Here is a 25,355-nt window from a genome sequence, read left to right as displayed (position 1 = left end):
ATATTTTATCATTCTGAAATTGATTCAGAATCTTTTAAAATGCATAAAGAATCTATTTTCTTGAAATTAAAAGACTACTCCGTATCTGGAGAAGAGTTTGAATTAATTAAAAATTCAGAGTTCGGTTATCTTGAAACCAAACCACAACCATCTTTAAATAAGTTACCAGAATATTATAAGAGCGAGGACTACATTTCACACACAGACTCAAAAAGAAATCTATTCGAAAAAGCATATCATTTAGTAAGATCGTTTTCTTTAAAAAAGAAATTAAATTTAATAAATTCATTTTCATCTGGCGAAAAGAAATTATTAGATATTGGATGTGGTACAGGTGATTTTTTAGAGATTGCACAACAAAATAAATGGCATGTTTCTGGAATTGAACCAGACAAAAAAGCAAGAGCTATTGCTAATTATAAAACAAATAACTCTGTTTTTCAAGTTGAGCAACTTTTACAATATGAATCAAATAGTTTTGATGTCATTACGCTATGGCATGTTTTAGAGCATTTACCTAACTTGGAGCAGCAGATACAAATTTTTAAAAAACTTTTAAAAACTAACGGAACTTTAATAATAGCTGTGCCAAATTATAAAAGTTACGATGCTAAATATTATAATCAATTTTGGGCTGCATATGATGTACCGAGACATCTTTGGCATTTTAATAAAACATCGATATCAAAATTGGTTTCAAAACAATCTTTCAAAGTTGAAAAAGTAAAACCTATGTGGTTTGATTCATTTTATGTAAGCATGCTTTCTGAAAAATACAAAACAGGAAAAATGAATCCTATAAAAGGTTTTTGTATTGGATTGCTTTCTAATTTAAAAGCGATTACATCAAAAGAGGTGTCATCTTTAATTTATATCATCAAAAACAACTAAAACTAATTTTTAGCAAGCACAGCATTATGTTAAATAGATAGACATCTAAATACAAGCTGTTTTTTTTAAAAGGCCTTAAAACGCTTTATATGGATTCAAAATCAATAGGTTTTTATTATTCGATTTTATTTTAATGATAAATATTTCTTATAAGTTAAATTCAAACCAATTCCGCTTTCATTTTTAACTTACTTTGTTATTTTTGTTCGAATTAGAAATTTAGCTAACCAAAAAAATAAAACTTATGAAAAAAATAATTTATGTAGTATTAGCAACTTTAATTTTTGCTTCTTGTGAAAAACCAAATAAAATTGGTTTTATTGATAATGGAACTGTAATTAATGATTACCAAGAAAAGAAAGATGTTGAAGCTAAATTTCAAGTAAAAGAAGAAGCTTTTAGAAAAAGAGCAGATAGTATAAGTTTAGCTTTTCAAGCAGAAGCTCAAAAAGGACAGGCGGAAGCTCAAAGATTAGCTAGAAGCAATAGAAAGAAAGCGGAAGCTTTAATGGGAGGTTTACAACAAAAGCAACAACAATTACAACAACAAATGCAATTAGAGCAACAAGAATTAACTCAAGCTTTTCAAGCGGAAATTGATTCTGTAATTGGCAATGTAAAAAGTTTTGTAAAAGACTACGGTAAATCTAATGGCTATAATTATATTTTGGGCACTAGTGACGCGGCAGCAACGGTAATGTATGGTGCAGAGCAAAGTGATTTAACTCAAACTATCTTAGATGCGCTTAATTCGGAATATAAAAAAGAATAATTAGCATAAACACTTAATATACAGGTAATTAAATCGTTATTGGCTTAAGTTAATAACGATTTTTTTTAGCAATAAAATGAAATGGCATTTTTAAGAATAGAGACCTCTATATTTCCCTTTCCAATAAGCTCCCCATCAGCTTGTATATAAGGAGCTTTTTTCTGATTTAATTGTATAGCAACCAGTTCTGTCTTAAAAGTTTTTACTTTTTTATATTTTGTAATCGTTCCATTAAAAAGTTTTGGTAAGTTTTTTATGATTTCAAATTTGCTTAAATCTTGAGCGATTGTTATATCTAATAAACCATCAAATGGATCTGGTTTATCAGTAAGCTGCATTCCACCACCAGAATATTTACAAATTCCAATTAAAATCATGAGTGTTTTTCCTGAAATACTTTCTGATTTTAAAGTTACCTTAGATTCAAAGTTTTTAAACGACAAAAGGCTAATTATTGTTCCATATAAATATGATATAGCGCCAATACGCTTATGTTTTTCAACATTGCTAACCACAAACCCATCAAAACCTATACCGGCTAAATTGTTAAAAAACACAGGTGGTTTTGTACTATTTTGAATAACAATTTTACCAATATCTTGAGTAGCTATTACGCCATTTTTTATAATGTTAATTGCAGATTCAAAATCTTTAGGAATATTATGTGTTTTTACCCAATCATTACCAGTACCAATAGGAATTATACCAATATTTATCTTATATGTAGGTATATTATTTTGAGACATAATACTGTTAACCATATTATGTAAAGTGCCATCGCCACCAATACAAATAAAGTTTTTAATGTTTTGATTTATAGCATCGTGAACAAGGTTAATACTGTGCCCTGAATATGATGTAAATGCAAATTTAAAATCAAATTGATGTTTCTCTAAAAGGAATTTAATTTTTGGCCAATTTTTCTTGCTAGAACCATTACCCGAAGTAGGGTTTATAATTACAAACCAAGATTTGGGTTCCACAAACATTAATCGGCTTTTTTATGAAGTAATCGCGTTAATTTAATAGATAAATCTGTTAAAATAATTTTAGAATTCCCGTTACGTTCTATATGGTATATAGCATCTTGAAGTTCGTTGCTAATATCCATTATGTTGTTACCATGTACAAAAGGCGCAAAATTTTCAAGCTTAAATTTTTCCGTTTTTGGTTCGAAATACACCAAATCTGTAGCATTATAATTAAGTAATAATGCCTGACGGAAAAAATCTAAACAAAAGTTCAAAAATTGCTTTTGAGTTTCGCGACCCGTTTTAGCAATATCTTCACTCCAAGAAATTAAATCATGAATAGCCGCTTTATTCCCTTTAGCTTTAAAAGCGCTTCGAATCCAGAAGATAAACCAAGTTTCAAACTGAATATCTTCAGAATCTTGATACACTAAATCGCATGCTTTGTTATAGTTTCCGTTAGATTGATGAGCAATTTTTGTAGCAACACCAATATCAATATTATATTGTTTTACTAAAGCGGTTTTTATCACATCTTCAGCTAATGGCGGAAAATGTAATATCTGGCAACGCGAGCGTATGGTATTAATAATTTGTTCTTCATCTTCAGCAATCAACAAAAAGATAGTCTTTTCTGGTGGCTCTTCAATCAGTTTTAAAAGTTTATTGGCACAAGGGGTGTTCATTTTTTCAGCCATCCAAATTAGCATCACTTTATAACCACCTTCATAAGATTTTAGGGTAAGTGATTTTACAATTTCATGAGCCTCTTCAACACTAATTAATCCTTGTTTATTATCTACACCAAGCATTTTATACCAATCAAATAAATTACCATAAGGCTGTTCATTTAAAAGTTGTCGCCACTCTTCAAGATAAAAACTAGATACTGGTTTGCTCTTTACCTTATCACTGGTAGTTACCGGAAAAGCAAAATGTAAATCTGGATGCGAAAAGTTTTTAAATTTTAGGTTACAAGCATCAACACCTGTATTATTCTCCCCACGAGAGTTAGAGCATAATATGTATCGTGCATAAGCCAAAGCCATGGGTAAAGTTCCAGAACCTTCTTTACCTACAAACAATTGCGCATGTGGTAATCTGCCATTATCAACACTTTGTGTGAGGTGGTTTTTAATATGATCTTGTCCTAAAATATCTTTAAAAAGCATAAAGGCAAAAGTAAACGAATTTTATTAGATGTTAAACATTAACAAACCAGTAAAATTGTATAGATTTTTATTTGGGCGTTACCACAAGGGTCGGGCTTTCTGTTCCAAGTCCTCGCACCTCCTACGTCGGGCTGTGGGCTTTCCTCTGCAATCCCTAACGCGCCTGTTTGTTAGGGTTAGGTTTTATAATTTAAGTGTGGTTTGTTTAAGGTGTTTGTGTGTTATTTCGTTGCTTATTACAGCCAATAAAACTAAATAGAAAATCCGCGAATATTTTAGCAATTAAGCTATATCTAGCAATAAATTATACCCGGCTTAAGTTTGTAATTTTTAATAGATTTTAATGTCGAATTTTTATCCGTTTTTTATAAGTTAACCTTCTCCAAGCCCATTCTAACGGCCCGAATCGATAGTGTTTTAACCAAATATTACTTAAAATTATTTGAATAGCGACAATAACTAAAGCAATAATAAACGTTGTAATTAAACCTATTTTTCCAAACAGACTAAACCCGAAATTATAAAAAATTAAAACCATTAAAACAGTTTGTATAATGTAATTACTTAGGGCTGTTCGTCCTACAGGTATTAAATATTTAAATACTTTTTTACCAATTACAGTTTGGGCAATTTTTATTATTGCTAAGATATAAGAAAAACTAATAAGCAGTTGCCCAACCATTGATAAGAACTTATATCGAATATTTTGAAGCGTAGGCAGCTCATAAGGATTCCCTCCTAAAAGTTTTGCAGCAATAGTAATTATTATCCCACCAATTAAAATAGTTAATATTAATATTGTGGATTTTGGTGCTTTTTTAAAGAATTCTACCGAGGCTAAATAGTAACCCAAAAGAAAAATGCCAAGAAAATTAAAATAACCTCCAGAGGGTATATAGCTTAATTGCTTCCATATAAAATTATGAATATTTAACTTGAATATTTCAATAACAGAACCGTCTCTAAAAGTATTAATAACATCTACATTCGACATATCTGGATAAGAGACGCGAGCCGTTGGTATTTGATTTGTGTTTACAGGGCTATTTGGTTGCAAGGCTTCAGTAAATGGTAAAATAGCAAAATCCAATACATAGGGTATTAACAGAAAAAAGAGTGACCAGCGAAGTAGTATTTTTGGTTTTACATTTCGAAATAAAATAAGAATAAAACCATAAATAGCATAGGTAAGTAATATATCGCCATACCAAAATAAAGTATGGATAATTCCTATAATTAATAAAATGAATAATCTTCTGCGATACGTTTTTAAAAAATCGGCAGCTCTATCTCTGTTTTTGTTGAATTGTATATAAAAACCAACAGCAAATAAAATTGAAAATATAGTGTAAAATTTACCTGAGACTATAATTCCTAAAAAATAATATAAACTATTATCTAACCCAAAGTTCGATATTTGCTTAAGCTCTTCAAAAGGCATAAATACGTAACCGCTAAAAAAACTCATATTCATAAAAATAATTCCGAGTAGTGCAAATCCACGAAGAATATCTATAATTTCGATTCTTTTATTAGGCTCAACAGGTTTACTAATTTCCATAAGACTATTTTTTAATTAAATTATATTTTCCTTTTGGGGTAGCGGTAGTACTTTTGGGAATATAAAATCGTTCTAATGATATGTCCGCGACGTTAAACTAAAGTAGAGGAAAAATTCTATAAACACAAATCCGGTATATCATCTATATGCCATTTTCAGTATAGAAATACATGGTTATAAATGAAATATTTAACATGTGATACCTATATAATTCAAAAATCAAACATTTCTTCTCAAGCTATATCGTTTTCGTGAAAAAAGTCATTTTTTATCGCTTTTTAATTAGTTACATTTGTGTTTCAAATAGTTAAAAAATAAAAACATATATATAATGAAAACGCTTAACGATTTTAATTTTGCAAATAAAAAAGCATTAATAAGAGTAGATTTTAATGTGCCTTTAAATGAAAATTTTGAAGTTACAGATGCTACAAGAATTGTATCTGCAAAACCTACAATTATTAAAATATTAGAAGATGGCGGAAGCTGTATTTTAATGTCTCATTTAGGCCGACCAAAAGGATTTCAAGATGCCTTTTCATTAAAGCACATAGCAAATAAAGTTGAAGATATTTTAGGTGTTGAAGTTAAAACTCTTGCTGATTGTATTGGCGATGATGTTGAGGCTGCAGCTGCAAGTTTACAACCTGGCGAAATTCTATTACTTGAAAACTTACGTTTTTATAAAGAAGAAACTGCCGGAGATAAAGATTTTGCTGAAAAATTATCAAAATTAGGTGATATTTATGTGAATGATGCTTTTGGTACAGCACATAGAGCGCACGCATCAACCACTATTGTTGCTCAATTTTTTGAAGGTAAAAAATGCTTTGGAAGCCTATTAGCTCAAGAAATTGAAAGCATTAATAAAGTTATGGAAACAGGAGAAAAACCTGTTTTAGCTATACTTGGAGGTGCTAAAGTGTCTTCTAAAATTACAATTATTGAAAATATTCTTGATAAAGTTGATCACTTAATTATTGGTGGTGGTATGGCTTTTACGTTTGTGAAAGCTCAAGGTGGAAAAATAGGAAATTCCATATGTGAAGACGACAAAATGCCGTTAGCATTAGAGATTTTAAAACAAGCCAAAGCTAAAAACGTACAAATTCATATACCTGTTGATACAGTTGCTGCAGATGCTTTTAGTAATGATGCAAATAAGCAAGTTGTTGATATAAATAACATTCCTGATGGGTGGGAAGGTGTTGATGCTGGACCAAAATCTATTAAACTATTTCATGATGTAGTAATGCAATCAAAAACAATTTTATGGAACGGCCCATTAGGTGTTTTTGAAATGGAAAGTTTTGCAAACGGAACTATAGAATTAGGTAACTCTATTGCTGAGGCAACTAAAAACGGAGCATTTTCGTTAGTTGGAGGTGGCGATTCTGTTGCGGCTGTCAAACAATTTGGTTTTGAGGACAAAGTAAGTTACGTAAGCACTGGTGGTGGTGCTATGCTTGAAAGTTTAGAAGGTAAAACACTTCCTGGTATTGCAGCTATTTTAGATTAATTTTGAAATAAGTTTTCAAATTACCTTTAAAAATACGATTTTAGCCATAATATCATTCATTAATGAATAGATTTTATGGCTTTTCGGTTTTTAACAACACTATGTCTTCTTAATGTAGGTCTTTGTTTTTCTCAAACACAAGACACTATTTCAATACAGAATAAAATAATTAAGGACACAATAGATGTTCAAAAACCAAATATTACAAATTCTAAAATTGAAGGCGATACACATCCTGTTAAAGTTATAGAAGCTGAGATAGATAGCACTTCAATCAATAATTTAAAAGACAACGAGTTTGTTCTTAAACTGGATGAAGCTTGGTTTGAAGAGTTATATAGTAATCATTTATTTGACACAATATACAAATCTGTTACCGAGTTAGATTATCAACCTGTTGATTATCCAGAATTACATACAGATACACTTAAAGCACGTTTAAAAGCATTAGATGCCCGAACGCCTTTTAATGTAGAATATAATCCTTCTTTAGAAAGTGTTATTAAGTCATATTTAAAACATAGACGAAATTCTATCCAAAAGCTTCTAACATTAAGCGCTTTTTATTTCCCAATGTTTGAGCGTGAATTAGATCATCATGACATTCCTTTAGAAGTAAAATATCTTGCCATTGTAGAATCGGCATTAAAACCAAGAGCTAAATCTAGGGTTGGTGCTACTGGTTTATGGCAATTTATGTTTGGTACAGGTAAAGAATACGGTTTGGATGTAAGTAGTTATGTTGATGAGCGTAGTGATCCCATAAAATCGACCGAGGCTGCAGCTAAATATTTAGCTAGGTTATATAAAATTTTTGGAGATTGGGATTTGGCGTTAGCAGCTTATAATTCTGGCCCAGGTAATGTTGGTAAAGCCATTAGGCGTTCTGGAGGCTACAGAAATTATTGGAATATAAGACATAATTTACCTCGAGAAACAGCCGGATATTTGCCTGCATTTTTGGCTAACATGTATATTTTTGAATATGCTAAAGAACACGGTTTTAAAAAATACAAACCAGAATTAGCATATTTTGAGACAGACACGATTCGAGTAAAACAAATGATAACACTCGATCAAGTTTCAGAAGCTACAGGAACTCCTATTGAAGAGCTTCAATTTTTAAATCCATCCTATAAACTAGATATTATTCCTTTTGTTAAAGGAGAAAACTATGTTTTAAGATTACCTCGCGATGTCGTGGGTACATTCGTAAATAACGAAGATAGAATTTATGCGTTTGCTAAAGCAGAATTTGATAAACGCGAAAAACCTTTACCTCAATTTTCAAATGCGGAATCTAAAACTACTTATAGAGTAAAATCTGGTGATTATTTAGGTAAAATATCTAGATTATATGGTGTTAGAGTAAGTAGTATTAAACAATGGAATGGTTTAAGAAGTAACAACTTAAAAATTGGCCAGAAACTTATAATTTACCCTCGAAAGCCTAATGTAAATGCTTCATCCTCTGTAAAAACGATTATAAAACCCAAACCTATATCTGGCGAAGTTATTAACTACACAGTAGAGAATGGAGACTCATTATGGAGTATTTCTCAAAAATTTCCTGGAGTTTCTGTTCAAAATATTAAAGATTGGAACGGTATTAGTGGTAATAAATTAAAACCCGGAATGAAACTTAAAATAGCTAAGGGTTAAACTTATTTAAAATTTAAAATATTATGCGATATCTTGTATTTTCTATGCTTGCATTAACACTTTTGTTGTCTTGTGGTGATAATAAAAAAACATCAAAAGAAAGATTTTTACCTGATGCCTCTGGTGCAATAAATAATGTATCTGTAGTTACTGAAAATGATTTTTGGGATGGACGAATTGGCGATGCTATTAGGCAAACACTTGCAAAACCAATATATGGATTGCCACAGGATGAACCTACGTTTACAATTAGTCAAATTCCACCATCAGTTTTTTCTGGTTTTGTAACAAAAAACAGAACAGTTTTAAAAATAGAAACTGGAAAAGATGCAGGTATTACTATATCTGACGATGTATATGCAAGGCCACAAAAAGTAATAGTAGTTTCTGGAAAAACAAAAGAAGATATTGTTAATGTTTTAACTGCTAATGAATCTAAAATTATTGAAACTTTCAGGAATGCTGAGCTTACAGAAAGACAGCGTCAAATGTCAAAATCTCCACATAGTTTTACATCAATAAAAGAAAAACTAGGTTTAACAATTCAATTTGCATCAATTTATGAAGCCGCAAAAGAAACCGATAACTTCTTTTGGTTTAGAAAGGATATTACAACAGGACATTCTCATATTATGATTTACGAACTGCCTTATGAGGCTATAAAAAGAAATGATACTACTGTAAATCAAATAATTAAGATTAGAGATTCTATTGGAAAAACCTATTTTAAAGGACGATTAGACGGAACAGTTAATGCTAATGGAGAAGAGGTAAGTTCTTATATGATTACTGAAGATGCATATACACCATTTCATGCTGAGACAATTTTAGACAATAAACCAGCTTTTGAAACAAAAGGACTTTGGGAGTTAACAAACGATTTTATGGGCGGATCGTTTATAAACTATACCATAGAAGATAAAGTAAATAAAAGATGGATAGGCATTGAAGGTTTTATTTTTGCACCATCTGTTGAGAAAAGAAACTATATGTTAGAACTTGAGTCTATTATTAAATCAGTTAAAATAGAATAATAAGAACTAACTATTATGATATAAAAAAACCAGCTTATTAAGCTGGTTTTTTTAGTTTAGATAAATCAAAGTTTATCCCTTATTATCATCGGTAGTTTCTTCTTCTTTACTTGCGTCTTTAAATTCTTTAATTCCGCTACCTAATCCACGCATTAATTCAGGTATTTTTTTACCTCCAAATAAAAGTAAAACAACCACAACGATTAATGCTATTTGCCAAGGTCCTATTGCTCCTAAAAATATACTTGATGATATCATAACTTTTTATTTTGTTATGCAAAGTTAATAATTAAAGTTAAATAAAACTGTTTTAAGCATAACTTTAGCATATAGAGAGCTAAGTCTTGTAATAAATTTATTTATTTTTGTTTTAACATGGCAGACAAAAAAAAGAAACCTAAAAAGATAAAAAGAAAGTTACTTGATAAGTATCGATTAATGATACTTAATGAAAACACTTTCGAAGAGCGTCTATCATTTAAATTAACACGATTAAATGTTTTTGTATTAACATCTTTATTAGCTATTTTTTTAATAACACTAACATATTTGTTAATTGCACTTACACCGTTAAGAGAATATATTCCTGGCTATTCTTCAACAGCATTAAAAAAGAAGGCGACAGAGTTAAGTTATAAAACAGACTCTCTTCAACAAGTTATACACATGAATGACCGTTTGTATGAATCTATAAAAAACGTATTAACAGGTGAAGTAAATGCCGTAGATTTTAATAAAGATTCAATTATTGAAGCTGTAAAATTAGAGGCTAATGATGTTGATTTAAACCCAATAGCTGAGGATTCACTACTTCGAGAAAAAGTAGATAAAGAAGATAAATATAATCTTTTTGAATCTGCAACCACAGCAACAAATTTTGTTTTGTTTCCGCCTGTAAGTGGTACCATTAGTGAGCCTTATAATGCTAAAGAAAAACACTTTGCTGTAGACATTGTAGTGGCTAAAGACACACCTATTAAATCTACTGCCGATGGTATAGTGGTTTTTGCAGAGTGGACCTCTAGCACTGGTTATGTAATAATTATAGAGCATAGTTATGGGTTAATTTCAGTATATAAACATAACGCCTCACTAACAAAAGTACAAGGCGATTTAGTAAAAGCTGGAGAAGTTATAGCTACAGCAGGAAACACAGGTGAATTATCAACAGGGCCACATTTACATTTTGAACTTTGGAATGATGGATACCCAATTAATCCAACAAATTTTATAGATTTTAAATGAAAATAGTTTGTGATAAAGCATTCTTTTTAAAGGCTATACTAATATTGGGTTTTGTTTTTTTATCTTGTAAAGAACAGGAGCGCAAAACGTTTCATAAAGACATAATTTATCAACAACTTTTAAATAAAACAGATTTTTTTAATAGTGAAAGTGTAGATTTTTTTAAAATTAGATACCTTTCAGATGGTTTAAAAATTGAAGGTTTTATTGCAAAGCCAATTAAACAGAACCAAGCAAAATTACCTGCAATAATTTTTTGCAGAGGAGGAAATCAAAGCTATGGGATGCTTAATGGGTATCAGCTTAAAATGATTAATGATTTAAGTTTAAAAGGATATGTTGTTTTAGCTTCTCAATTAAGAGGAAATATATCTAGTGAGGGTGTTGATGAATTTGGGGGAAATGATGTAAATGATATTTTAAAACTTATAGATATTGCAAAAGATTTAAATATTGTTGACAGAAAAAATATTCATATTTTAGGCTATTCAAGAGGTGGTATGAATGCATATCAAGTATCACAATTAACAGATAATATTAATAGTCTAGCAGTTGTAGGTTCTCCAACAAATAAATTTGAATCTATTAAATACAGAGAAAACATGTATCATAATGTATACAAACCTTTGTTTGGTGATACTATAATTAATAAACAAGAATACGTAAAACGATCTGCCATTTTTTGGCATAATAAAATAAATGAACCATTGTTGATACTTCATGGAACTGATGATAATAGAGTGAAAGTAGAAGAGGCTATACAACTTATAGATTCATTAAAATTATCAAACAAAAAAAACTTTAAGTTTAAGATATTTGAAGGTGGAAATCATATCTTATCAAACGTTACAAACGAAAGAGATAGTTTAATTATTAATTGGTTTAAATCACATTCTAAATAAATGCTATCATTAAAGTCTGCTTTAGCAAAACCTTTTGCAAAACGAGTTTATAAAAAAGTTCAAAAATGGGCAAATAACCCAATTGAAACTCAGAAAAAGGTGTTTCAAGATTTAATTTCCGAAGCGGCTGCTACAGCCTTTGGAAAAGATCATGATTTTATAAGCATAAACAATCATGATGATTTTGTAAAAAGAGTTCCTGTAAGAGATTACGAGGCATTAAAACCTTATGTTGAAAAGGTTGTTGCGGGAGAAGAAGATATACTTTGGAAAGGGAAGCCAATTTATTTTGCAAAAACATCAGGAACTACTTCTGGCTCAAAATACATACCTATAACTAAAGAAAGCATGCCAAGTCATGTTGAAGCTGCTCGAAATGCTATTTTGCTGTACATTAATGAAACAGGGAATGCCAAATTTGTAAATGGTAAAATGATTTTTTTACAAGGCAGCCCTATTTTAAATGAACAAAATGGTGTGCAATTAGGTCGTTTATCTGGTATTGTAGCTCATTATGTGCCTAAATATCTACAGAAAAATAGATTACCATCTTGGGAAACAAATTGTATTGAAGATTGGGAGACTAAAGTAGATGCTATAGTTGAAGAAACCTTACCCGAAGACATGACCATAATTTCTGGAATCCCATCTTGGGTGCAAATGTATTTTGAAAAATTACAACAGAAAACAGGAAAAAAGGTAGGAGATATTTTTAAAAATTTCAATTTATTTATTTTTGGAGGTGTTAATTACGAGCCTTACAGAGCAAAATTTGAAAATCTTATTGGGCGAAAAGTAGATAGCATAGAGTTATACCCAGCCAGCGAAGGTTTCTTTGCATTTCAAGACAAACAAAAAGAAAAAGGGATGCTACTTCAACTAAACTCAGGTATATTTTATGAGTTTATTAAAGCAGATGAATTTTTTGATGACAATCCACAACGAATTACAATAAAGGATGTTAAAGTAGGAGTTAACTACGTAATGATAATTTCTACAAATGCTGGACTTTGGGCTTATAATATTGGAGACACGGTTCAGTTTACTTCTACAAAACCTTATCGTGTTATTGTTTCTGGTAGGATAAAACATTTTATTTCAGCTTTTGGCGAGCATGTTATTGGTAAAGAAGTAGAACAAGCTATTCAAGAAGCTACAGAAAACACAAACATTAGGGTTTCAGAGTTTACTGTAGCGCCACAAATTAACCCGAATGAAGGGTTGCCTTATCACGAATGGTTTATTGAATTTGAAAAGGAACCTGAAGATCTTTCTATTTTAGCAAAAAAAATTGATGAATCACTTCAAAAACAAAACTCGTATTATTTTGATTTAATTGAAGGCAAAGTGTTGCAACCTTTAAAAATCACAAAGGTTAAAAAAGGAGGTTTTCAAGACTATATGAAATCAATAGGGAAGTTAGGTGGGCAGAATAAGCTTCCTAGATTATCTAATGATAGAAAGATTGCAGATAATTTTTCCGTATAAAAATTAACACAAATAGTATTATCTTTGACCCCAACCAAATTAAACTATGAGTAGTAAAAAACATCATGCTAGAACGCGCGCTCAAGAAAGCTCTAACGCTATTGAGCGTATGTATGTTACTATGCGTCACCTTTTTAACAGGGGTTTTTATAAGCCAATGGGAGTTTCGGGCGAGACTTTAAGGCAATCATTATTGCTTTTACGTCCAGAAATATATGGCTCAATTGGAGAAGAAAAAGCAGAATTAGAAGGATTGCTTTATGTTATAGACCGATTGCCGCAAGGTATTGAAGAGTGTACTTTTATTAATCTTACTAGTGATGAAGGATATTCTAATTCGCATTTTAAAACTATAATTCCAGAAAAACGACGTCGTAATTGTTATCGAATTGATAATGAACAGATGAATATTGAGATAACTCGAGGGCGATCTGAAATTTACGACATTTTAACGCATCTTACTTTTCTTTTTGTAGAGTCTCATAAGATTAGTAATCGTGTAATTATTGACGAAAAGGGATCTACAACAAGAGATTGGATAAAACTTGAAAAAGCGGTTTTATCTAAAAAGAAGCTTACTCAAGAAGAGCGTGAGGTGGCAATCACACATACTGCCAATATTTTAGGTAGAACATTTAATGAATTAACTAGTGTTTACAATGAGTTTGCATTGCCAACGCAACCAGAACGATTATTACATATTGTATATTGGTTAGGAAAATTAGCCATAGAAGAATTAATAAATAATAATAAACGAACAGTAACTTTTAGCCCTGTTTTAAGAGAACGAATTGGGCACCATATTCATGGGGAAATTTGGGCAAATACTGTTAAAGACCATTTATTTAAAAATAATTTATTAGAAAGACCAATTCATATTATAAGTGCAAATATGCATAGTGTAATGAATACGCTTTTTACACCAAATGCATTAAAAACAATTGTTTCTAAAAAGGATATTTTTGAAGTATACGAATCTTTAAGTAATAAGGAAAATAATGACCTTCGCAATAAAGTAACTAAAGAAGCGTTGCAAAAAGGGATGATTTATATTAAGGATACATCAGGAGCTAATATTGATGTTCAAATATTTGATACCGCCAAAATCGATTCATCAAAATTAGATATAAATGTTGATGGCAATGGTTTGAAAGATGACGCTCCTGTTATATTAGTCATGGATTATGCCTTTGGAGAACAAGCCTATGAAACCATAGATGAATTACTTAAGCCTTATAAACAAAAAGCTAAGAAAACACATTTAAACGTGGAGTCTGTTTCTATTATGGGTAAGGCAGGAATTTTAGAAGGCGGAAAAGGTGATATTATGATTCCTTCTGCTCATATTTTTGAAGGTACAGCAGATAATTATCCTTTTGAAAACGAATTAAAAAGAGCAGATTTAGAAGGTCAAGGTGTAAATGTTTATGAAGGCTCAATGATTACAGTTTTAGGTACGTCGCTTCAAAACAAAGACATTTTAAAATTCTTTTACAACTCAACGTGGAATGTAATTGGTCTAGAAATGGAAGGAGCGCACTACCAAAAAGCCATTCAAGCCGCATCAAAAGTACGTGGTAGTATAAGAGCAGATGTAAAAGTAAGATATGCTTATTATGCTAGTGATAATCCTCTAGAAACAGGAGCAACATTAGCATCAGGTGGTTTAGGCACGTCGGGTGTTAGGCCAACATATTTAATAACAAGAACAATATTAGAGCAAATATTAAATAAATAATTCACAAAAATGAGTAAAAATTCATCACAGCAACCATTTTCAGACGAAGTAGATTTAGGGCATTTGTTTAACCTAATAGGAAATGCGTTTCAAAAGTTTTTTAATTTCATTGCATCAATTTTTAAAGGCATTTTTAAAGTTTTATTAATGTTTTTAATTCACGTATACAATAGAATCAAATGGTATGCAATAGCTGGATTTTTAGGTCTTGGATTAGGTGTTTTTTTAGATAAAACAGCAGATAATATTTATGGCGCTAACTCTTTTATTGAAACAAATTTTGACTCTGCTCATCAAGTATATGAAAACTTAAAATATCTTCATCAATTAGCTTATGTTGATAATGATTCAATAGAATTGGCAAGAAAGTTAAACATAAGTGTTGAAGATGCTGCCACTATAAGAGGTATATATTTAGAGCCAGATATTGATGAAAATGATCGAATTAAAATGTTTGTTGATTTTAAAAAAGGCCTAGATTCATTAAGTAGAGAAGAATATTTGTATGATGATTATATTGCATCTTTAGATTATTTTAGTTTTAAAAGACATAAAATTGGAGTAGCATCTACCAATAAATTTATTTTCAAAAAACTAAATGATAATTTTGTTAAAGCAATTTCTAATAACGCTTACTTAAATGAATTAAAAAGGGTTGAAAGGTTAAATTATAATAGTCAAAAAGAAACTATTGAAAACGAAAAAAGGGAAATAGATTCTTTGGCAGCCGAATATTTAAAAATTCGTAAAAACGAATCAAATAAAGAACCAATTCCTGGATCTGGTACTAATTTATATATGGGCAATGCTAAACAAAGCCAGTTGATTGTTAATGAATCTGAGTTGTTAGCTAAAAAGTCTAACCTAGAATCTTTAAAAAGACAAATAAATGTAAATTTAGTAAAAAATGAAAATGTAGTTAATGTTATATCAGAATTCCCAGATGCAGGTTATGATATTTCAAAATGGACAGATAAAATGAAGGTTAGATTACCAATTATCTTTTTCCTAATTACGTTCTTTGGGTTTATACTTTATGGACTAGGAAAATACTTGTCTGATCAAGATAAAATAATAAATAAACAAGAGTAATGACTATTTTAATAACAGGTGGGGCTGGTTTTATAGGCTCTAATTACATAGTTTACTTTCTAGAAAAAAATCCACTTGTTAAAATTGTAAATATTGATAAGCTCACTTATGCAGGTGAGCTTTCTAATTTAAAAGAAATAAATCAACACAAAAATTATACTTTTATAAAAGGCGATATTTGTGATAGAGCTTTAATTGAAAGCTTATTTAAAGAATACAATTTTAGGGGTGTAATTCATTTTGCTGCTGAATCACATGTTGATAATTCAATTATTTCACCAAACGAGTTTATCAATACAAATGTTCTAGGAACCTTTAATTTACTTGATGTAGCAAAAAACCATTGGATGGAATCACCACATCAAGTTAAAGAAGAACATGTACAATCAAGATTTCTACATATATCAACAGATGAGGTTTATGGAACTTTAGGTGACCAAGGATTGTTCACAGAACAAACACCTTATGCGCCCAACAGCCCATATAGTGCTTCAAAGGCATCATCAGATTTTATTGCAAGGAGTTACTTTCATACTTATGGATTAAATGTTGTAACCACTAATTGCTCTAATAATTATGGGCCCAAACAACATGACGAGAAATTAATTCCAACTATCATAAGAAAAGCTTTAAAAGGCGATAACATTCCTATATATGGAGATGGTAAAAACATACGAGATTGGTTGTATGTTGAAGATCATTGTAAGGGGATAGAACTAGCATTTAACAAAGGTATATCTGGTGAAACATATAACATTGGAGGTAAAAACGAACGAAATAATTTACATATAGCAAATACAATATGTGAAATATTAGATAATTTATTGCCCCAAAGCAAATCTTATAAAAATCAAATTACTTTTGTAAAAGATAGGCCAGGTCATGATTATAGATATGCCATAGATGCAACAAAAATTGAAGAAGAATTAGCGTGGCAAGCAAAAGAAAACTTTGAAACCGGAATTAAAAAAACTATAGATTGGTATATTAAAAAATATCAGGGATTATGAAAGGCATCATATTAGCAGGAGGATCAGGAACAAGGTTGTACCCACTTACAAAAGTGGTAAGTAAACAACTTATGCCTGTTTACGATAAACCAATGATATATTATCCATTAACAACACTATTATCCGCAGGCATAAGAGAGGTTTTAATAATTTCCACATCAAACGATTTGCCAAGGTTTAAAGCCCTTCTAGGAAACGGAAATAATTATGGCTGTACGTTCGAATATGCTATTCAAGAAGAGCCAAAAGGGTTAGCAGAGGCCTTTATAATAGGAGAAAAATTTATAGGAAAAGAAAGTGTCGCTTTAATCTTAGGAGATAATATATTTTATGGGTCAGGTTTAGATAAAACACTACAAAGTAACATAAACCCTCATGGAGGCGTAATATTTGCTTATCATGTACAAGACCCTAATCGCTATGGTGTTGTAGAGTTTGATGAAAACAATAAAGCAATTTCTATTGAAGAAAAACCAAATAAACCAAAATCTAATTTTGCAGTACCAGGAATATACTTTTATGATAATACAGTAGTTGATATAGCTAAAAACATTAAACCTAGTGATAGGGGAGAACTTGAAATAACAGATGTTAATAAAGTGTATTTAAATAATGAGAACCTTAATGTACAGATCTTAGATAAAGGCACAGCTTGGTTAGATACAGGCACATTTGCATCATTAATGCAAGCATCACAATTTGTTCAGGTTATTGAAGAACGACAAGGTCAAAAAATTGGTTGTATTGAAGAAATAGCATACAAAATGGGCTACATTAATAAAACACAATTAATTAAGTTAGCACAACCTTTATTAAAGAGTGGTTATGGGCAATACCTTCAACAATTAATCTAATAATAATGAAAGTTGAAGAAACATATTTAAAAGGGTGCTTTGTTATTACCCCTAAAGTTTTTAATGATGAAAGAGGTTATTTTTTAGAAACTTTCAATCAAAAAGTCTTTTCAAAAGAAACAGGCATTAAAACTAATTTTGTTCAAGATAATTTATCAAAGTCATCTAAAGGTGTCTTAAGAGGATTACATTTTCAAGAAGGTGATAGTGCACAGGCAAAACTTGTACAAGTTATAAGTGGGAAAGTTTTGGATGTATGTGTAGATCTCAGAAAAAATTCTTTAACATTCGGAAAACATTTTTCTATTCTTTTGGATGGCATAAATAAGCAACAACTATATGTGCCAAGAGGTTTCGCTCACGGGTTTATAGTTTTAGAAAATGACACTATATTTTCTTATAAGTGCGATAATTATTATGATAAATCTTCAGAATCTGGAATCATCTTCAACGATGAATATTTAAATATAGATTGGGGTTTTCCTGAAGATAAAATGATAGTATCTGAAAAAGATAAAAACCTGTTAACGTTTAAAAACGTATTTAAATGATTAAAAAAGTTTTAGTTACAGGTGCTAATGGTCAATTAGGCCAAACCATTAAAGAACTATATAAAGAGAACGAGATTGGTTTAGATTTTGTTTTTGTTTCTAAAACAGAATTAGATATTACAAATAAAGCAGAACTAAATACGTTTTTTAGTAATAATAGAATTGATTATTGTATAAACTGTGCAGCATACACAAATGTTGAACAAGCTGAAAAAACCCCCGAAATAGCTCATAAAATTAATGCTAACGGAGTGCAAAATTTAGCTCAAATATGTAAGAAGAATAATGTTGTATTAATCCATATTTCTACAGATTATGTTTTTGATGGGGAAAAGGAAACTGCTTATGTTGTAGGCGATAAAACCAACCCAATTAATGAATATGGCAAATCTAAACTTTTAGGAGAAAAGCATATTCAAAACACGTTAACTAAATTTTTTATTATAAGAACATCTTGGTTATATAGTAAAAAGTATGGAAATAATTTTTACAAGACAATTTTAAAGAAAGCTAAAACCGAGAAACAATTATCAATAACTACAGAGCAAAAAGGATGCCCAACAGACACAATAAATTTATCAAAATTTATTATTACATTGATACACGAAAATCGATTAGATTATGGAGTTTTTCATTTTTGCGATGAAAAAGAAATGACTTGGTATGATTTTGCCGAACAAATATTAATAGAAAACAACCTGACTCATAATATTAATCTTGTTAAAGTAAACAATTATTGTACTTTTGCAAGACGACCTAAAAGTTCGGTTTTAAAGAATTGAATAAACAAGGTATTAATTTAAAACAAGACCAATTAATATGCAGAAAAAAGTAGCATTAATTACAGGAGTAACTGGACAAGATGGAGCTTATTTAAGCGAATTTCTTCTAAAAAAAGGATATGAAGTACATGGAGTAAAAAGACGTTCTTCTTTATTTAATACAGATAGGATAGATCATTTATACCAAGATCCTCATGTAGATAATCGAAATTTTTTCTTGCACTACGGCGATTTAACAGATAGTACAAATTTAACAAGAATTATTCAAGAGGTACAGCCAGATGAAATTTACAATCTTGCTGCAATGAGTCATGTACACGTGTCTTTTGAAATGCCAGAATATACAGCCAATGCAGATGGTATAGGTACTTTAAGGTTATTAGAAGCATTAAGGCTATTAGGTCTTGAAAAGAAAACAAGAATATACCAAGCATCTACTTCAGAGTTATATGGTAAGGTACAAGAGGTACCTCAAACAGAAACAACACCCTTTTACCCAAGAAGTCCTTATGCGGTTGCAAAAATGTACGCATACTGGATTACAGTAAATTATAGAGAAGCTTATGGCATGTTTGCTTGTAACGGAATTTTGTTTAACCATGAATCTCCAATTCGAGGAGAAACTTTTGTTACTCGAAAAATTACTAGAGCAACATCAAAAATTGCTTTGGGCTTACAAGAAAAAATTTATTTAGGTAATCTTGATGCTCAAAGAGATTGGGGGCACGCTAAAGATTATGTAAGAATGATGTGGATGATTCTTCAGGCAGACCAAGCAGAAGATTGGGTAATTGCAACTAACAAAACTACTACCGTTAGAGATTTTGTGAAAATGTGTTTTGCTCATGTTGGTGTAGAATTAGAGTTTAAAGGAACTGGCGAAGAAGAAAAAGGTTATATAAAAAGTTGTAACAATGAAAAATATCAATTAGAAATTGGTAAAGAAGTTGTTGCTGTAGATCCAAAATACTTTAGACCAACCGAAGTTGAATTACTTATAGGTGATGCTACCAAAGCTAAAGAAAAATTAGGATGGGTACCTAAATACGATTTACAGGCTTTAGTAGACGATATGATGACAAGCGATATAACATTGATGGAAAAAGATAGCTATCTTAAAGAAGGTGGTTATAAAATCATGAATTACTTCGAATAAACTTTATGGATAAGAATGCCAAAATCTATCTTGCAGGCCACAGGGGCTTAGTTGGAAGCGCCATATTAGAAAACCTTAAAAACAAAGGATATTCTAATATTATTACACGAACTCATAAAGAGTTAGATTTAGCAAATCAATTGGATGTTGCTGAGTTTTTTAAATTAGAAAAACCCGAATATGTTTTTCTGGCCGCAGCTAAAGTGGGTGGAATTGTAGCTAATAATGTATATAGGGCAGATTTTATTTATGAAAATATGATGATTCAGAATAATGTGATTCATCAAAGCCATATTAATAAAGTAAAAAAGTTATTGTTTTTAGGAAGCACTTGTATTTATCCTAAAAATGCACCTCAACCCATGAAAGAGGATAGCTTATTAACAGACACTCTAGAGTATACCAACGAGCCTTATGCTATTGCTAAAATTGCTGGTATTAAAATGTGTGAAAGTTATAATTTGCAATACGGTACAAACTTTATTTCGGTAATGCCTACAAATTTGTATGGTCCTAATGATAATTTCGATTTAGAAAAATCGCATGTATTACCAGCATTGATTAGAAAAATATATTTAGCAAAATTATTATCAGAATCTAAAAACGATGAGGTACTAAATAATCTTGGAGTAGATACTGTTGAAGAAGCTGAAACGTATTTAAAATCTTTTGGTGTTTCTAAAAATAGTGTTGAAATATGGGGTTCTGGCAAACCTAAAAGAGAATTTCTTTGGAGTGAAGATATGGCAGATGCTTGTGTATTTATAATGGAAAACCGAGATTTTTCAGATACATATTCTGAGGGCGAAAAAGAAATTAGAAATACCCATATAAATATTGGCACAGGTAAAGACGTTTCTATTAAAGAGTTAGCCGAAATTATAAAAGAAATTGTTGGTTTTAAAGGAGATTTAGTTTTTAATACCGAAAAGCCAGATGGAACGATGCGTAAATTGACTAATGTTAGCAAACTTAATAACCTAGGTTGGAAACATAAAGTTGAATTAGTTGAGGGTGTTAAAAAGTTATATGATTGGTATACAATTAATTCTAAAGCGTAGTAAGTCTTTCTTTATTCTATAAATGAAAAAGCTAATTAAAAATCCAGTTTTTAGTAACATTTTTTGGCTTTTTTTAGACAAAGGTTATGGCGCCCTACTTACCTTGTATATCTATGCTAAAATGGCAACCTATTTTGGCGCTTCAACATTTGGTATCTGGAATTATATCATTTCCTTTGGGTCATTATTACCCGCAGTTGCATCTTTAGGTTTAAATTATATTATAGTTAAGCGGTTAAAAAAAAATCCGCTTATAGCAGACAAAGTATTATCCTTATCTTTTTATCTAAGACTCTTTACTGGCATAATAACAGCTATTATTCTATTTGTAGCATACGCCATAGTAAATATTAATTTTAATAGCGATTTAATACTTGTTATTGTATTACTATTTAGTTCGCAAATAGTATTAAACTCAAATATTTACGTCCAAAAAAATGAGGCTAATCTTGAAAATAGAAAGACGGTTATTGCGAGAAGTATTTCTTTAACCATCTTCTTTATTTTAAAACTTTTAGCCATACATTGGGAGTTAAATATCGTTTATTTCGCTTTACTAGTTTTATTAGAATATGTTTTATTTTTTACTTTGATTAGAATTAAAGAAGAACATAAATTAAAGTTACCATCAACATACATTAGAAAAAAAATAACACCTTCACTTCTTAAAGAGGGGTTTCCTTTAATGTTGGCTGCAATAACAACTACGTTATACCTAAAAATCGATCAGCTTTTTATTGCATCACTTACTAATAATAACGATGTTGGTATTTATGCCGCTTCAGCAAGGATTTCAGAATTTTTATATGCCGTACCTGTTATTATTTCAAATGTATTTTTTCCTAAAATAATGAAAGCGTTAACTAAAGTAGATATAGATAAGTTGCTTTATCAAATGTTTGCTATAGTTTTAATTCTCGCATTACTATGTGTATTATTAATTACCACATTTTCAGATACAATTATTGAAGTTATGTATGGAAATGAATATATATATGCCTCAGAAATTTTAAAAATTCATGCTTGGAGTATTATTTTAATGAGCTTGTTAGTAACAAGTAGTAAATATATATTGAAAATAAATAGGCAAGACATTATTTTTAAACGCGAATTAATGGGGCTAGCTACAAATTTAATTCTTAATTTTTTATTAATACCAAGATACGGTATTGCGGGTGCTGCTTGGGCAACACTTATTTCCTATTCTGTATCGTCTTTCTTTTCAAATTTCTTTTTTAAAGACACAAGACCTCTAATAAAAAAACAATTATTATCAATCTATTATTTATTACGCTAAATCTACTTTTTTTAATATAAATACAATTTAAATGAAAATAAAATATATTGAACATCTAGACGCTATACGAGCACTTGCCGTATTATTGGTAATATTCTTTCATTTAGACATATCACTTTTTTCAGGAGGTTTTCTTGGTGTAGATGTGTTTTTTGTTGTTAGTGGTTATTTAATTACCAAAACAATTAAAAAAGAGTATGAAACAACCAATACAATTAGTTTTCAAAATTTTTATAGAAGAAGAATAAGAAGGCTTTTACCATCACTTTTTTTGGTGCTTATTCTTTCTTTCGGGTTTGGATTTCTTGTTTTATCGCCTTCAGATTTTATGAGTTTTATTGATTCAATGTTTTACTCATCGGTGGCATTGTCAAATTTTCATTTTTTAAGCGAGTCGGGTTATTTTGATACCTCTTCGCATTTAAAACCGTTATTACACACATGGTCTTTAGGTGTTGAAGAACAATTTTATTTGATTTGGCCAATTACTTTGCTCATAATAATGAAGTTCTTCTCGGGTATAAAACGAATATTTTTAACACTATTAATTCTAGTGCTAAGTTTTAGTTTAACGCTTTATGTTTCAGAAAACGGACTTTCAGATAGCATTATAAGTATATTTATTAGTGATAGTGAATTATCATCTCGTACAGATTCTATTCAATTTTACTTATTGCCGTTTAGAATTTACGAATTTTTAATTGGTGCAAGTTTAGCATTTTTACCTGCTATTAAGCTCAAGCAAGAATTAGTAAAAACGAGCTTAAATATTATTGGCTTTTTTCTTATTCTTTTTTCGGTCTTTTATTTCGACAAAAATACCGTTTATTTAAGTAGTTTAAATATAATACCATGTTTAGGTGCGGGCTTATTAATTGTTACACCGGCGTCTAAATTTTTAAGTGTATTAAGTAAAAACAAATTAGTAAAGTTAATTGGTAAAGCCAGTTACACTTGGTATTTGTTTCATTGGCCAGTTATTGTTTTTTATAAGCATATTACAGGAAATGATTTAAATGTTTTAGAGCAAGTGGCACTTCTAGTAGTATCATTTGTAATCTCAGTATTTGTTTATAATAAGTACGAACAGCCAATGCGATTTGGTAAAGTAAAATATACTTTAAGAGCAAATAAAACGTTTGTTTTAGCGCTGCTTGTTTTCATTTTAATATTTAATTCTCTAAGAATGAATATTAATTATTCCGAAGGCTGGAAATGGCGATTAGATAATAGTGTAAGTGAAAGTTTGCTGCCAAAATGGGGAATGGATGGGTATGAAAGAATTGGTGTAATAAATAAACCGTTTAAAGGCGAATCTATAGATATGTTTTGGTATGGCGATAGTCATGCTAGCCAATACTCTTCTGCAATCAATGAAATTTTTGTAAAAAAGCATAACAAATTTGTGCATATGACTAACTTAAGATCGTTAGCATTGCCAGAGCTTATTAATTTTAGGGTTAATCAAGAAACTATAGACAAAGAGAAAAAAGACGCTGTAGAGCGTATGAGAAGGCATCCTAAAGGCGTTTTAGTATTTAGCTATTGGTGGCATATGGAAAAATACTGTAGTAAAGTATTAAATGAAACTACTGGAGAATATGAGTATTTTGAAAGAAGCATTGCATCTTATGATAAGGTTTATGAAAAAATAGATAAATTACTAAAAGAAGTAGGAGACAGAAAAGTTATAATTTTTGGCGAAAACCCAGTTAAAGACCCTAAATCTATTAAATATTCTGAAAAATTGTTGAAGCCAAAATACTTAAAGGCCTTAATGAGTAATGAAGATACTTTTGAATTAGATCCCTATAACCAAGAAGTCAATCAATCTATTGAAAATTACTTTAAAAATAGAGATAATGTGTTGTTTATAAACCCAATTGATGCTTTGTGTGATGGAGAAGATTGTGTTGAGAAATCAAATAATGAAATTTATTATAGCGATAATGATCATTTATCGATTGATGGAACAATGAAAGTCTTAAAACATTATGAAGATGCCATAATAGATTTTATGGATAATTAAAATTATAAAAATTAAATAATAAAGGGGATAATAATTGTAATTACATACAATTATTATCCCCTTTAAATTGTTTGGTGCTTTATTTTTATTAAGGTTTTTTAACCTCCATAAATAGCATTAATTTGATTTTTAGAAGAACCATAACCTTGCATTATTTTACTAACACCTTTCTTAATATCTTCAAGTTTTGTAGTTTCTTTACCTAATAAAACTCTTAAATCTGTAACAGATTCACTTAAAAGGTCTAATTTTCTTTCAAACAAATGTGTTTGTAGTTTTGCTGGAGTTTCAGAGTTTAAAAGCTTAGTCATTAAACCCTCTAAATCGTTTAATTGCTTTTCTAGTTTTGCAGTATCTGTGTTTTTAAGTTCGTATACTTTGTTTTGAACATCTATGTACTCTTTCCATGCAACAACTACAGGTCTAGCTTTAGGGCTAAGGTAAACAGGCGTATATTCAACATTAATATCTTGTTTTACTACAGCTTCAACAACTTCCTGCTTAGTTACAGGTGTAGATTCTTGCTTTTTTTTACACGATGTAGCTACTAATAATACTACTATAGCTA

At 30.1% G+C, this 25,355-nt stretch carries 23 protein-coding genes; 18 read left to right on the top strand and 5 right to left on the bottom strand.

Annotated features, from left to right (window positions below; all coding sequences use genetic code 11):
- The first annotated feature begins 39 nt into the window (after nt 1-39).
- Together Q0842_RS00115 and Q0842_RS00110 are read left to right on the top strand one after the other, a co-directional pair.
- Entirely contained in the window at nt 40-891 is an 852-nt protein-coding gene (locus Q0842_RS00115; RefSeq protein WP_298492607.1) for a class I SAM-dependent methyltransferase, read from the top strand.
- 244 nt (nt 892-1,135) lie between these two features.
- A complete protein-coding gene (locus tag Q0842_RS00110) occupies nt 1,136-1,663 on the top strand; it encodes an OmpH family outer membrane protein (RefSeq protein ID WP_298492604.1) in 528 nt (175 codons plus the stop codon).
- Nucleotides 1,664-1,728: 65 nt separating this feature from the next.
- On the opposite strand, the gene Q0842_RS00105 is transcribed toward Q0842_RS00110, so the two are convergent.
- The 3 genes from Q0842_RS00105 to Q0842_RS00095 all read right to left on the bottom strand — a co-directional run bounded on the left by Q0842_RS00105 (nt 1,729) and on the right by Q0842_RS00095 (nt 5,367).
- Complete coding sequence (locus Q0842_RS00105; protein WP_298492601.1) at nt 1,729-2,652, bottom strand: diacylglycerol kinase family protein; 924 nt, start codon at nt 2,650-2,652, stop codon at nt 1,729-1,731.
- Nucleotides 2,652-3,806, bottom strand: a complete 1,155-nt coding sequence (locus tag Q0842_RS00100; RefSeq protein WP_298492598.1) for a DNA polymerase III subunit delta' — start codon at nt 3,804-3,806, stop codon at nt 2,652-2,654. The genes Q0842_RS00105 and Q0842_RS00100 overlap by 1 nt, the downstream gene beginning before the upstream one ends.
- Before the next feature lie 340 nt (nt 3,807-4,146).
- The gene (locus Q0842_RS00095; protein WP_298492595.1) at nt 4,147-5,367 is read right to left on the bottom strand and encodes a DUF418 domain-containing protein; all 1,221 of its coding nucleotides are present in this window, start codon (nt 5,365-5,367) and stop codon (nt 4,147-4,149) included.
- 331 nt (nt 5,368-5,698) lie between these two features.
- Here Q0842_RS00095 and Q0842_RS00090 point away from each other — a divergent pair, with 331 nt between their 5' ends.
- The 3 genes from Q0842_RS00090 (at nt 5,699) to Q0842_RS00080 (ending at nt 9,582) form a co-directional block, all read left to right on the top strand.
- Entirely contained in the window at nt 5,699-6,886 is a 1,188-nt protein-coding gene (locus Q0842_RS00090; RefSeq protein ID WP_298492592.1) for a phosphoglycerate kinase, read from the top strand.
- A gap of 75 nt (nt 6,887-6,961) precedes the next feature.
- A complete protein-coding gene (locus Q0842_RS00085) occupies nt 6,962-8,548 on the top strand; it encodes a LysM peptidoglycan-binding domain-containing protein (protein WP_298492589.1) in 1,587 nt (528 codons plus the stop codon).
- A gap of 23 nt (nt 8,549-8,571) precedes the next feature.
- Nucleotides 8,572-9,582 carry a DUF4837 family protein gene (locus Q0842_RS00080; RefSeq protein ID WP_298492586.1) on the top strand — a complete coding sequence of 337 codons (1,011 nt, stop codon included), beginning with the start codon at nt 8,572-8,574 and terminating at the stop codon, nt 9,580-9,582.
- Between the two features lie 72 nt (nt 9,583-9,654).
- On the opposite strand, the gene tatA is transcribed toward Q0842_RS00080, so the two are convergent.
- Nucleotides 9,655-9,840, bottom strand: coding sequence for a twin-arginine translocase TatA/TatE family subunit (tatA, locus tag Q0842_RS00075; protein WP_298492581.1), 186 nt, complete (start codon nt 9,838-9,840; stop codon nt 9,655-9,657).
- 117 nt (nt 9,841-9,957) lie between these two features.
- Between tatA and Q0842_RS00070 the strand changes: the two genes are divergently transcribed.
- Genes Q0842_RS00070 through Q0842_RS00010 form a run of 13 tightly spaced genes read left to right on the top strand, consistent with a single transcriptional unit; the run spans nt 9,958 to nt 24,787 of the window.
- Nucleotides 9,958-10,827, top strand: coding sequence for a M23 family metallopeptidase (locus Q0842_RS00070; protein WP_298492578.1), 870 nt, complete (start codon nt 9,958-9,960; stop codon nt 10,825-10,827).
- On the top strand, nt 10,824-11,729 hold the full coding sequence (locus Q0842_RS00065) for an alpha/beta fold hydrolase (RefSeq protein WP_298492575.1): 906 nt from the start codon (nt 10,824-10,826) through the stop codon (nt 11,727-11,729). The genes Q0842_RS00070 and Q0842_RS00065 overlap by 4 nt, the downstream gene beginning before the upstream one ends.
- Nucleotides 11,730-13,217 (top strand): GH3 auxin-responsive promoter family protein, encoded by a 1,488-nt coding sequence (locus Q0842_RS00060; protein WP_298492572.1) that lies wholly within the window; start codon nt 11,730-11,732, stop codon nt 13,215-13,217. It begins immediately after the preceding gene.
- Between the two features lie 46 nt (nt 13,218-13,263).
- Entirely contained in the window at nt 13,264-14,955 is a 1,692-nt protein-coding gene (locus Q0842_RS00055; RefSeq protein ID WP_298492571.1) for a hypothetical protein, read from the top strand.
- 9 nt (nt 14,956-14,964) lie between these two features.
- On the top strand, nt 14,965-16,047 hold the full coding sequence (locus tag Q0842_RS00050; protein WP_298492568.1) for a hypothetical protein: 1,083 nt from the start codon (nt 14,965-14,967) through the stop codon (nt 16,045-16,047).
- Nucleotides 16,047-17,057, top strand: coding sequence for a dTDP-glucose 4,6-dehydratase (gene rfbB, locus Q0842_RS00045; RefSeq protein WP_298492564.1), 1,011 nt, complete (start codon nt 16,047-16,049; stop codon nt 17,055-17,057). The genes Q0842_RS00050 and rfbB overlap by 1 nt, the downstream gene beginning before the upstream one ends.
- Nucleotides 17,054-17,911 carry a glucose-1-phosphate thymidylyltransferase RfbA gene (gene rfbA, locus Q0842_RS00040; RefSeq protein ID WP_298492561.1) on the top strand — a complete coding sequence of 286 codons (858 nt, stop codon included), beginning with the start codon at nt 17,054-17,056 and terminating at the stop codon, nt 17,909-17,911. The genes rfbB and rfbA overlap by 4 nt, the downstream gene beginning before the upstream one ends.
- A gap of 5 nt (nt 17,912-17,916) precedes the next feature.
- Nucleotides 17,917-18,462 carry a dTDP-4-dehydrorhamnose 3,5-epimerase gene (gene rfbC, locus Q0842_RS00035; RefSeq protein WP_298492558.1) on the top strand — a complete coding sequence of 182 codons (546 nt, stop codon included), beginning with the start codon at nt 17,917-17,919 and terminating at the stop codon, nt 18,460-18,462.
- A complete protein-coding gene (rfbD, locus tag Q0842_RS00030) occupies nt 18,459-19,244 on the top strand; it encodes a dTDP-4-dehydrorhamnose reductase (protein ID WP_298492555.1) in 786 nt (261 codons plus the stop codon). The genes rfbC and rfbD overlap by 4 nt, the downstream gene beginning before the upstream one ends.
- A 37-nt stretch (nt 19,245-19,281) precedes the next feature.
- The gene (gmd, locus tag Q0842_RS00025) at nt 19,282-20,400 is read left to right on the top strand and encodes a GDP-mannose 4,6-dehydratase (RefSeq protein WP_298492552.1); all 1,119 of its coding nucleotides are present in this window, start codon (nt 19,282-19,284) and stop codon (nt 20,398-20,400) included.
- Between the two features lie 5 nt (nt 20,401-20,405).
- On the top strand, nt 20,406-21,461 hold the full coding sequence (locus tag Q0842_RS00020) for a GDP-L-fucose synthase (protein ID WP_298492549.1): 1,056 nt from the start codon (nt 20,406-20,408) through the stop codon (nt 21,459-21,461).
- A gap of 22 nt (nt 21,462-21,483) precedes the next feature.
- Complete coding sequence (locus Q0842_RS00015; RefSeq protein ID WP_298492546.1) at nt 21,484-22,758, top strand: flippase; 1,275 nt, start codon at nt 21,484-21,486, stop codon at nt 22,756-22,758.
- Between the two features lie 31 nt (nt 22,759-22,789).
- The gene (locus Q0842_RS00010) at nt 22,790-24,787 is read left to right on the top strand and encodes an acyltransferase family protein (RefSeq protein WP_298492543.1); all 1,998 of its coding nucleotides are present in this window, start codon (nt 22,790-22,792) and stop codon (nt 24,785-24,787) included.
- Nucleotides 24,788-24,885: 98 nt separating this feature from the next.
- Here Q0842_RS00010 and Q0842_RS00005 read toward each other — a convergent pair.
- Nucleotides 24,886-25,355, bottom strand: a 470-nt coding sequence (locus Q0842_RS00005) for a hypothetical protein (RefSeq protein WP_298492540.1), incomplete at its 5' end; no start/stop codon positions are given.

The organism is uncultured Algibacter sp. (assembly GCF_947495675.1).
Taxonomy (GTDB): domain Bacteria; phylum Bacteroidota; class Bacteroidia; order Flavobacteriales; family Flavobacteriaceae; genus Algibacter_B.
The sequence above is the reverse complement of the archived record's forward strand: the minus strand, read 5'-3'. Positions and strand labels throughout refer to the sequence as shown.

Bases quoted from the DNA above. Each gene is read 5' to 3' on its own strand.
- Q0842_RS00080 (WP_298492586.1), top strand. From the start codon at position 8,572: ATGCGATATCTTGTATTTTCTATGCTTGCATTAACACTTTTGTTGTCT.
- Q0842_RS00060 (WP_298492572.1), top strand. From the start codon at position 11,730: ATGCTATCATTAAAGTCTGCTTTAGCAAAACCTTTTGCAAAACGAGTT.
- Q0842_RS00020 (WP_298492549.1), top strand. From the start codon at position 20,406: ATGGATAAGAATGCCAAAATCTATCTTGCAGGCCACAGGGGCTTAGTT.
- Q0842_RS00105 (WP_298492601.1), bottom strand. From the start codon at position 2,652: ATGTTTGTGGAACCCAAATCTTGGTTTGTAATTATAAACCCTACTTCG.
- Q0842_RS00055 (WP_298492571.1), top strand. From the start codon at position 13,264: ATGAGTAGTAAAAAACATCATGCTAGAACGCGCGCTCAAGAAAGCTCT.
- Q0842_RS00065 (WP_298492575.1), top strand. From the start codon at position 10,824: ATGAAAATAGTTTGTGATAAAGCATTCTTTTTAAAGGCTATACTAATA.
- rfbC (WP_298492558.1), top strand. From the start codon at position 17,917: ATGAAAGTTGAAGAAACATATTTAAAAGGGTGCTTTGTTATTACCCCT.
- Q0842_RS00110 (WP_298492604.1), top strand. From the start codon at position 1,136: ATGAAAAAAATAATTTATGTAGTATTAGCAACTTTAATTTTTGCTTCT.
- Q0842_RS00115 (WP_298492607.1), top strand. From the start codon at position 40: ATGCATAAAGAATCTATTTTCTTGAAATTAAAAGACTACTCCGTATCT.
- Q0842_RS00015 (WP_298492546.1), top strand. From the start codon at position 21,484: ATGAAAAAGCTAATTAAAAATCCAGTTTTTAGTAACATTTTTTGGCTT.
- Q0842_RS00050 (WP_298492568.1), top strand. From the start codon at position 14,965: ATGAGTAAAAATTCATCACAGCAACCATTTTCAGACGAAGTAGATTTA.
- Q0842_RS00095 (WP_298492595.1), bottom strand. From the start codon at position 5,367: ATGGAAATTAGTAAACCTGTTGAGCCTAATAAAAGAATCGAAATTATA.
- Q0842_RS00010 (WP_298492543.1), top strand. From the start codon at position 22,790: ATGAAAATAAAATATATTGAACATCTAGACGCTATACGAGCACTTGCC.
- gmd (WP_298492552.1), top strand. From the start codon at position 19,282: ATGCAGAAAAAAGTAGCATTAATTACAGGAGTAACTGGACAAGATGGA.
- Q0842_RS00070 (WP_298492578.1), top strand. From the start codon at position 9,958: ATGGCAGACAAAAAAAAGAAACCTAAAAAGATAAAAAGAAAGTTACTT.
- rfbB (WP_298492564.1), top strand. From the start codon at position 16,047: ATGACTATTTTAATAACAGGTGGGGCTGGTTTTATAGGCTCTAATTAC.
- Q0842_RS00100 (WP_298492598.1), bottom strand. From the start codon at position 3,806: ATGCTTTTTAAAGATATTTTAGGACAAGATCATATTAAAAACCACCTC.
- rfbD (WP_298492555.1), top strand. From the start codon at position 18,459: ATGATTAAAAAAGTTTTAGTTACAGGTGCTAATGGTCAATTAGGCCAA.
- Q0842_RS00090 (WP_298492592.1), top strand. From the start codon at position 5,699: ATGAAAACGCTTAACGATTTTAATTTTGCAAATAAAAAAGCATTAATA.
- tatA (WP_298492581.1), bottom strand. From the start codon at position 9,840: ATGATATCATCAAGTATATTTTTAGGAGCAATAGGACCTTGGCAAATA.
- Q0842_RS00085 (WP_298492589.1), top strand. From the start codon at position 6,962: ATGGCTTTTCGGTTTTTAACAACACTATGTCTTCTTAATGTAGGTCTT.
- rfbA (WP_298492561.1), top strand. From the start codon at position 17,054: ATGAAAGGCATCATATTAGCAGGAGGATCAGGAACAAGGTTGTACCCA.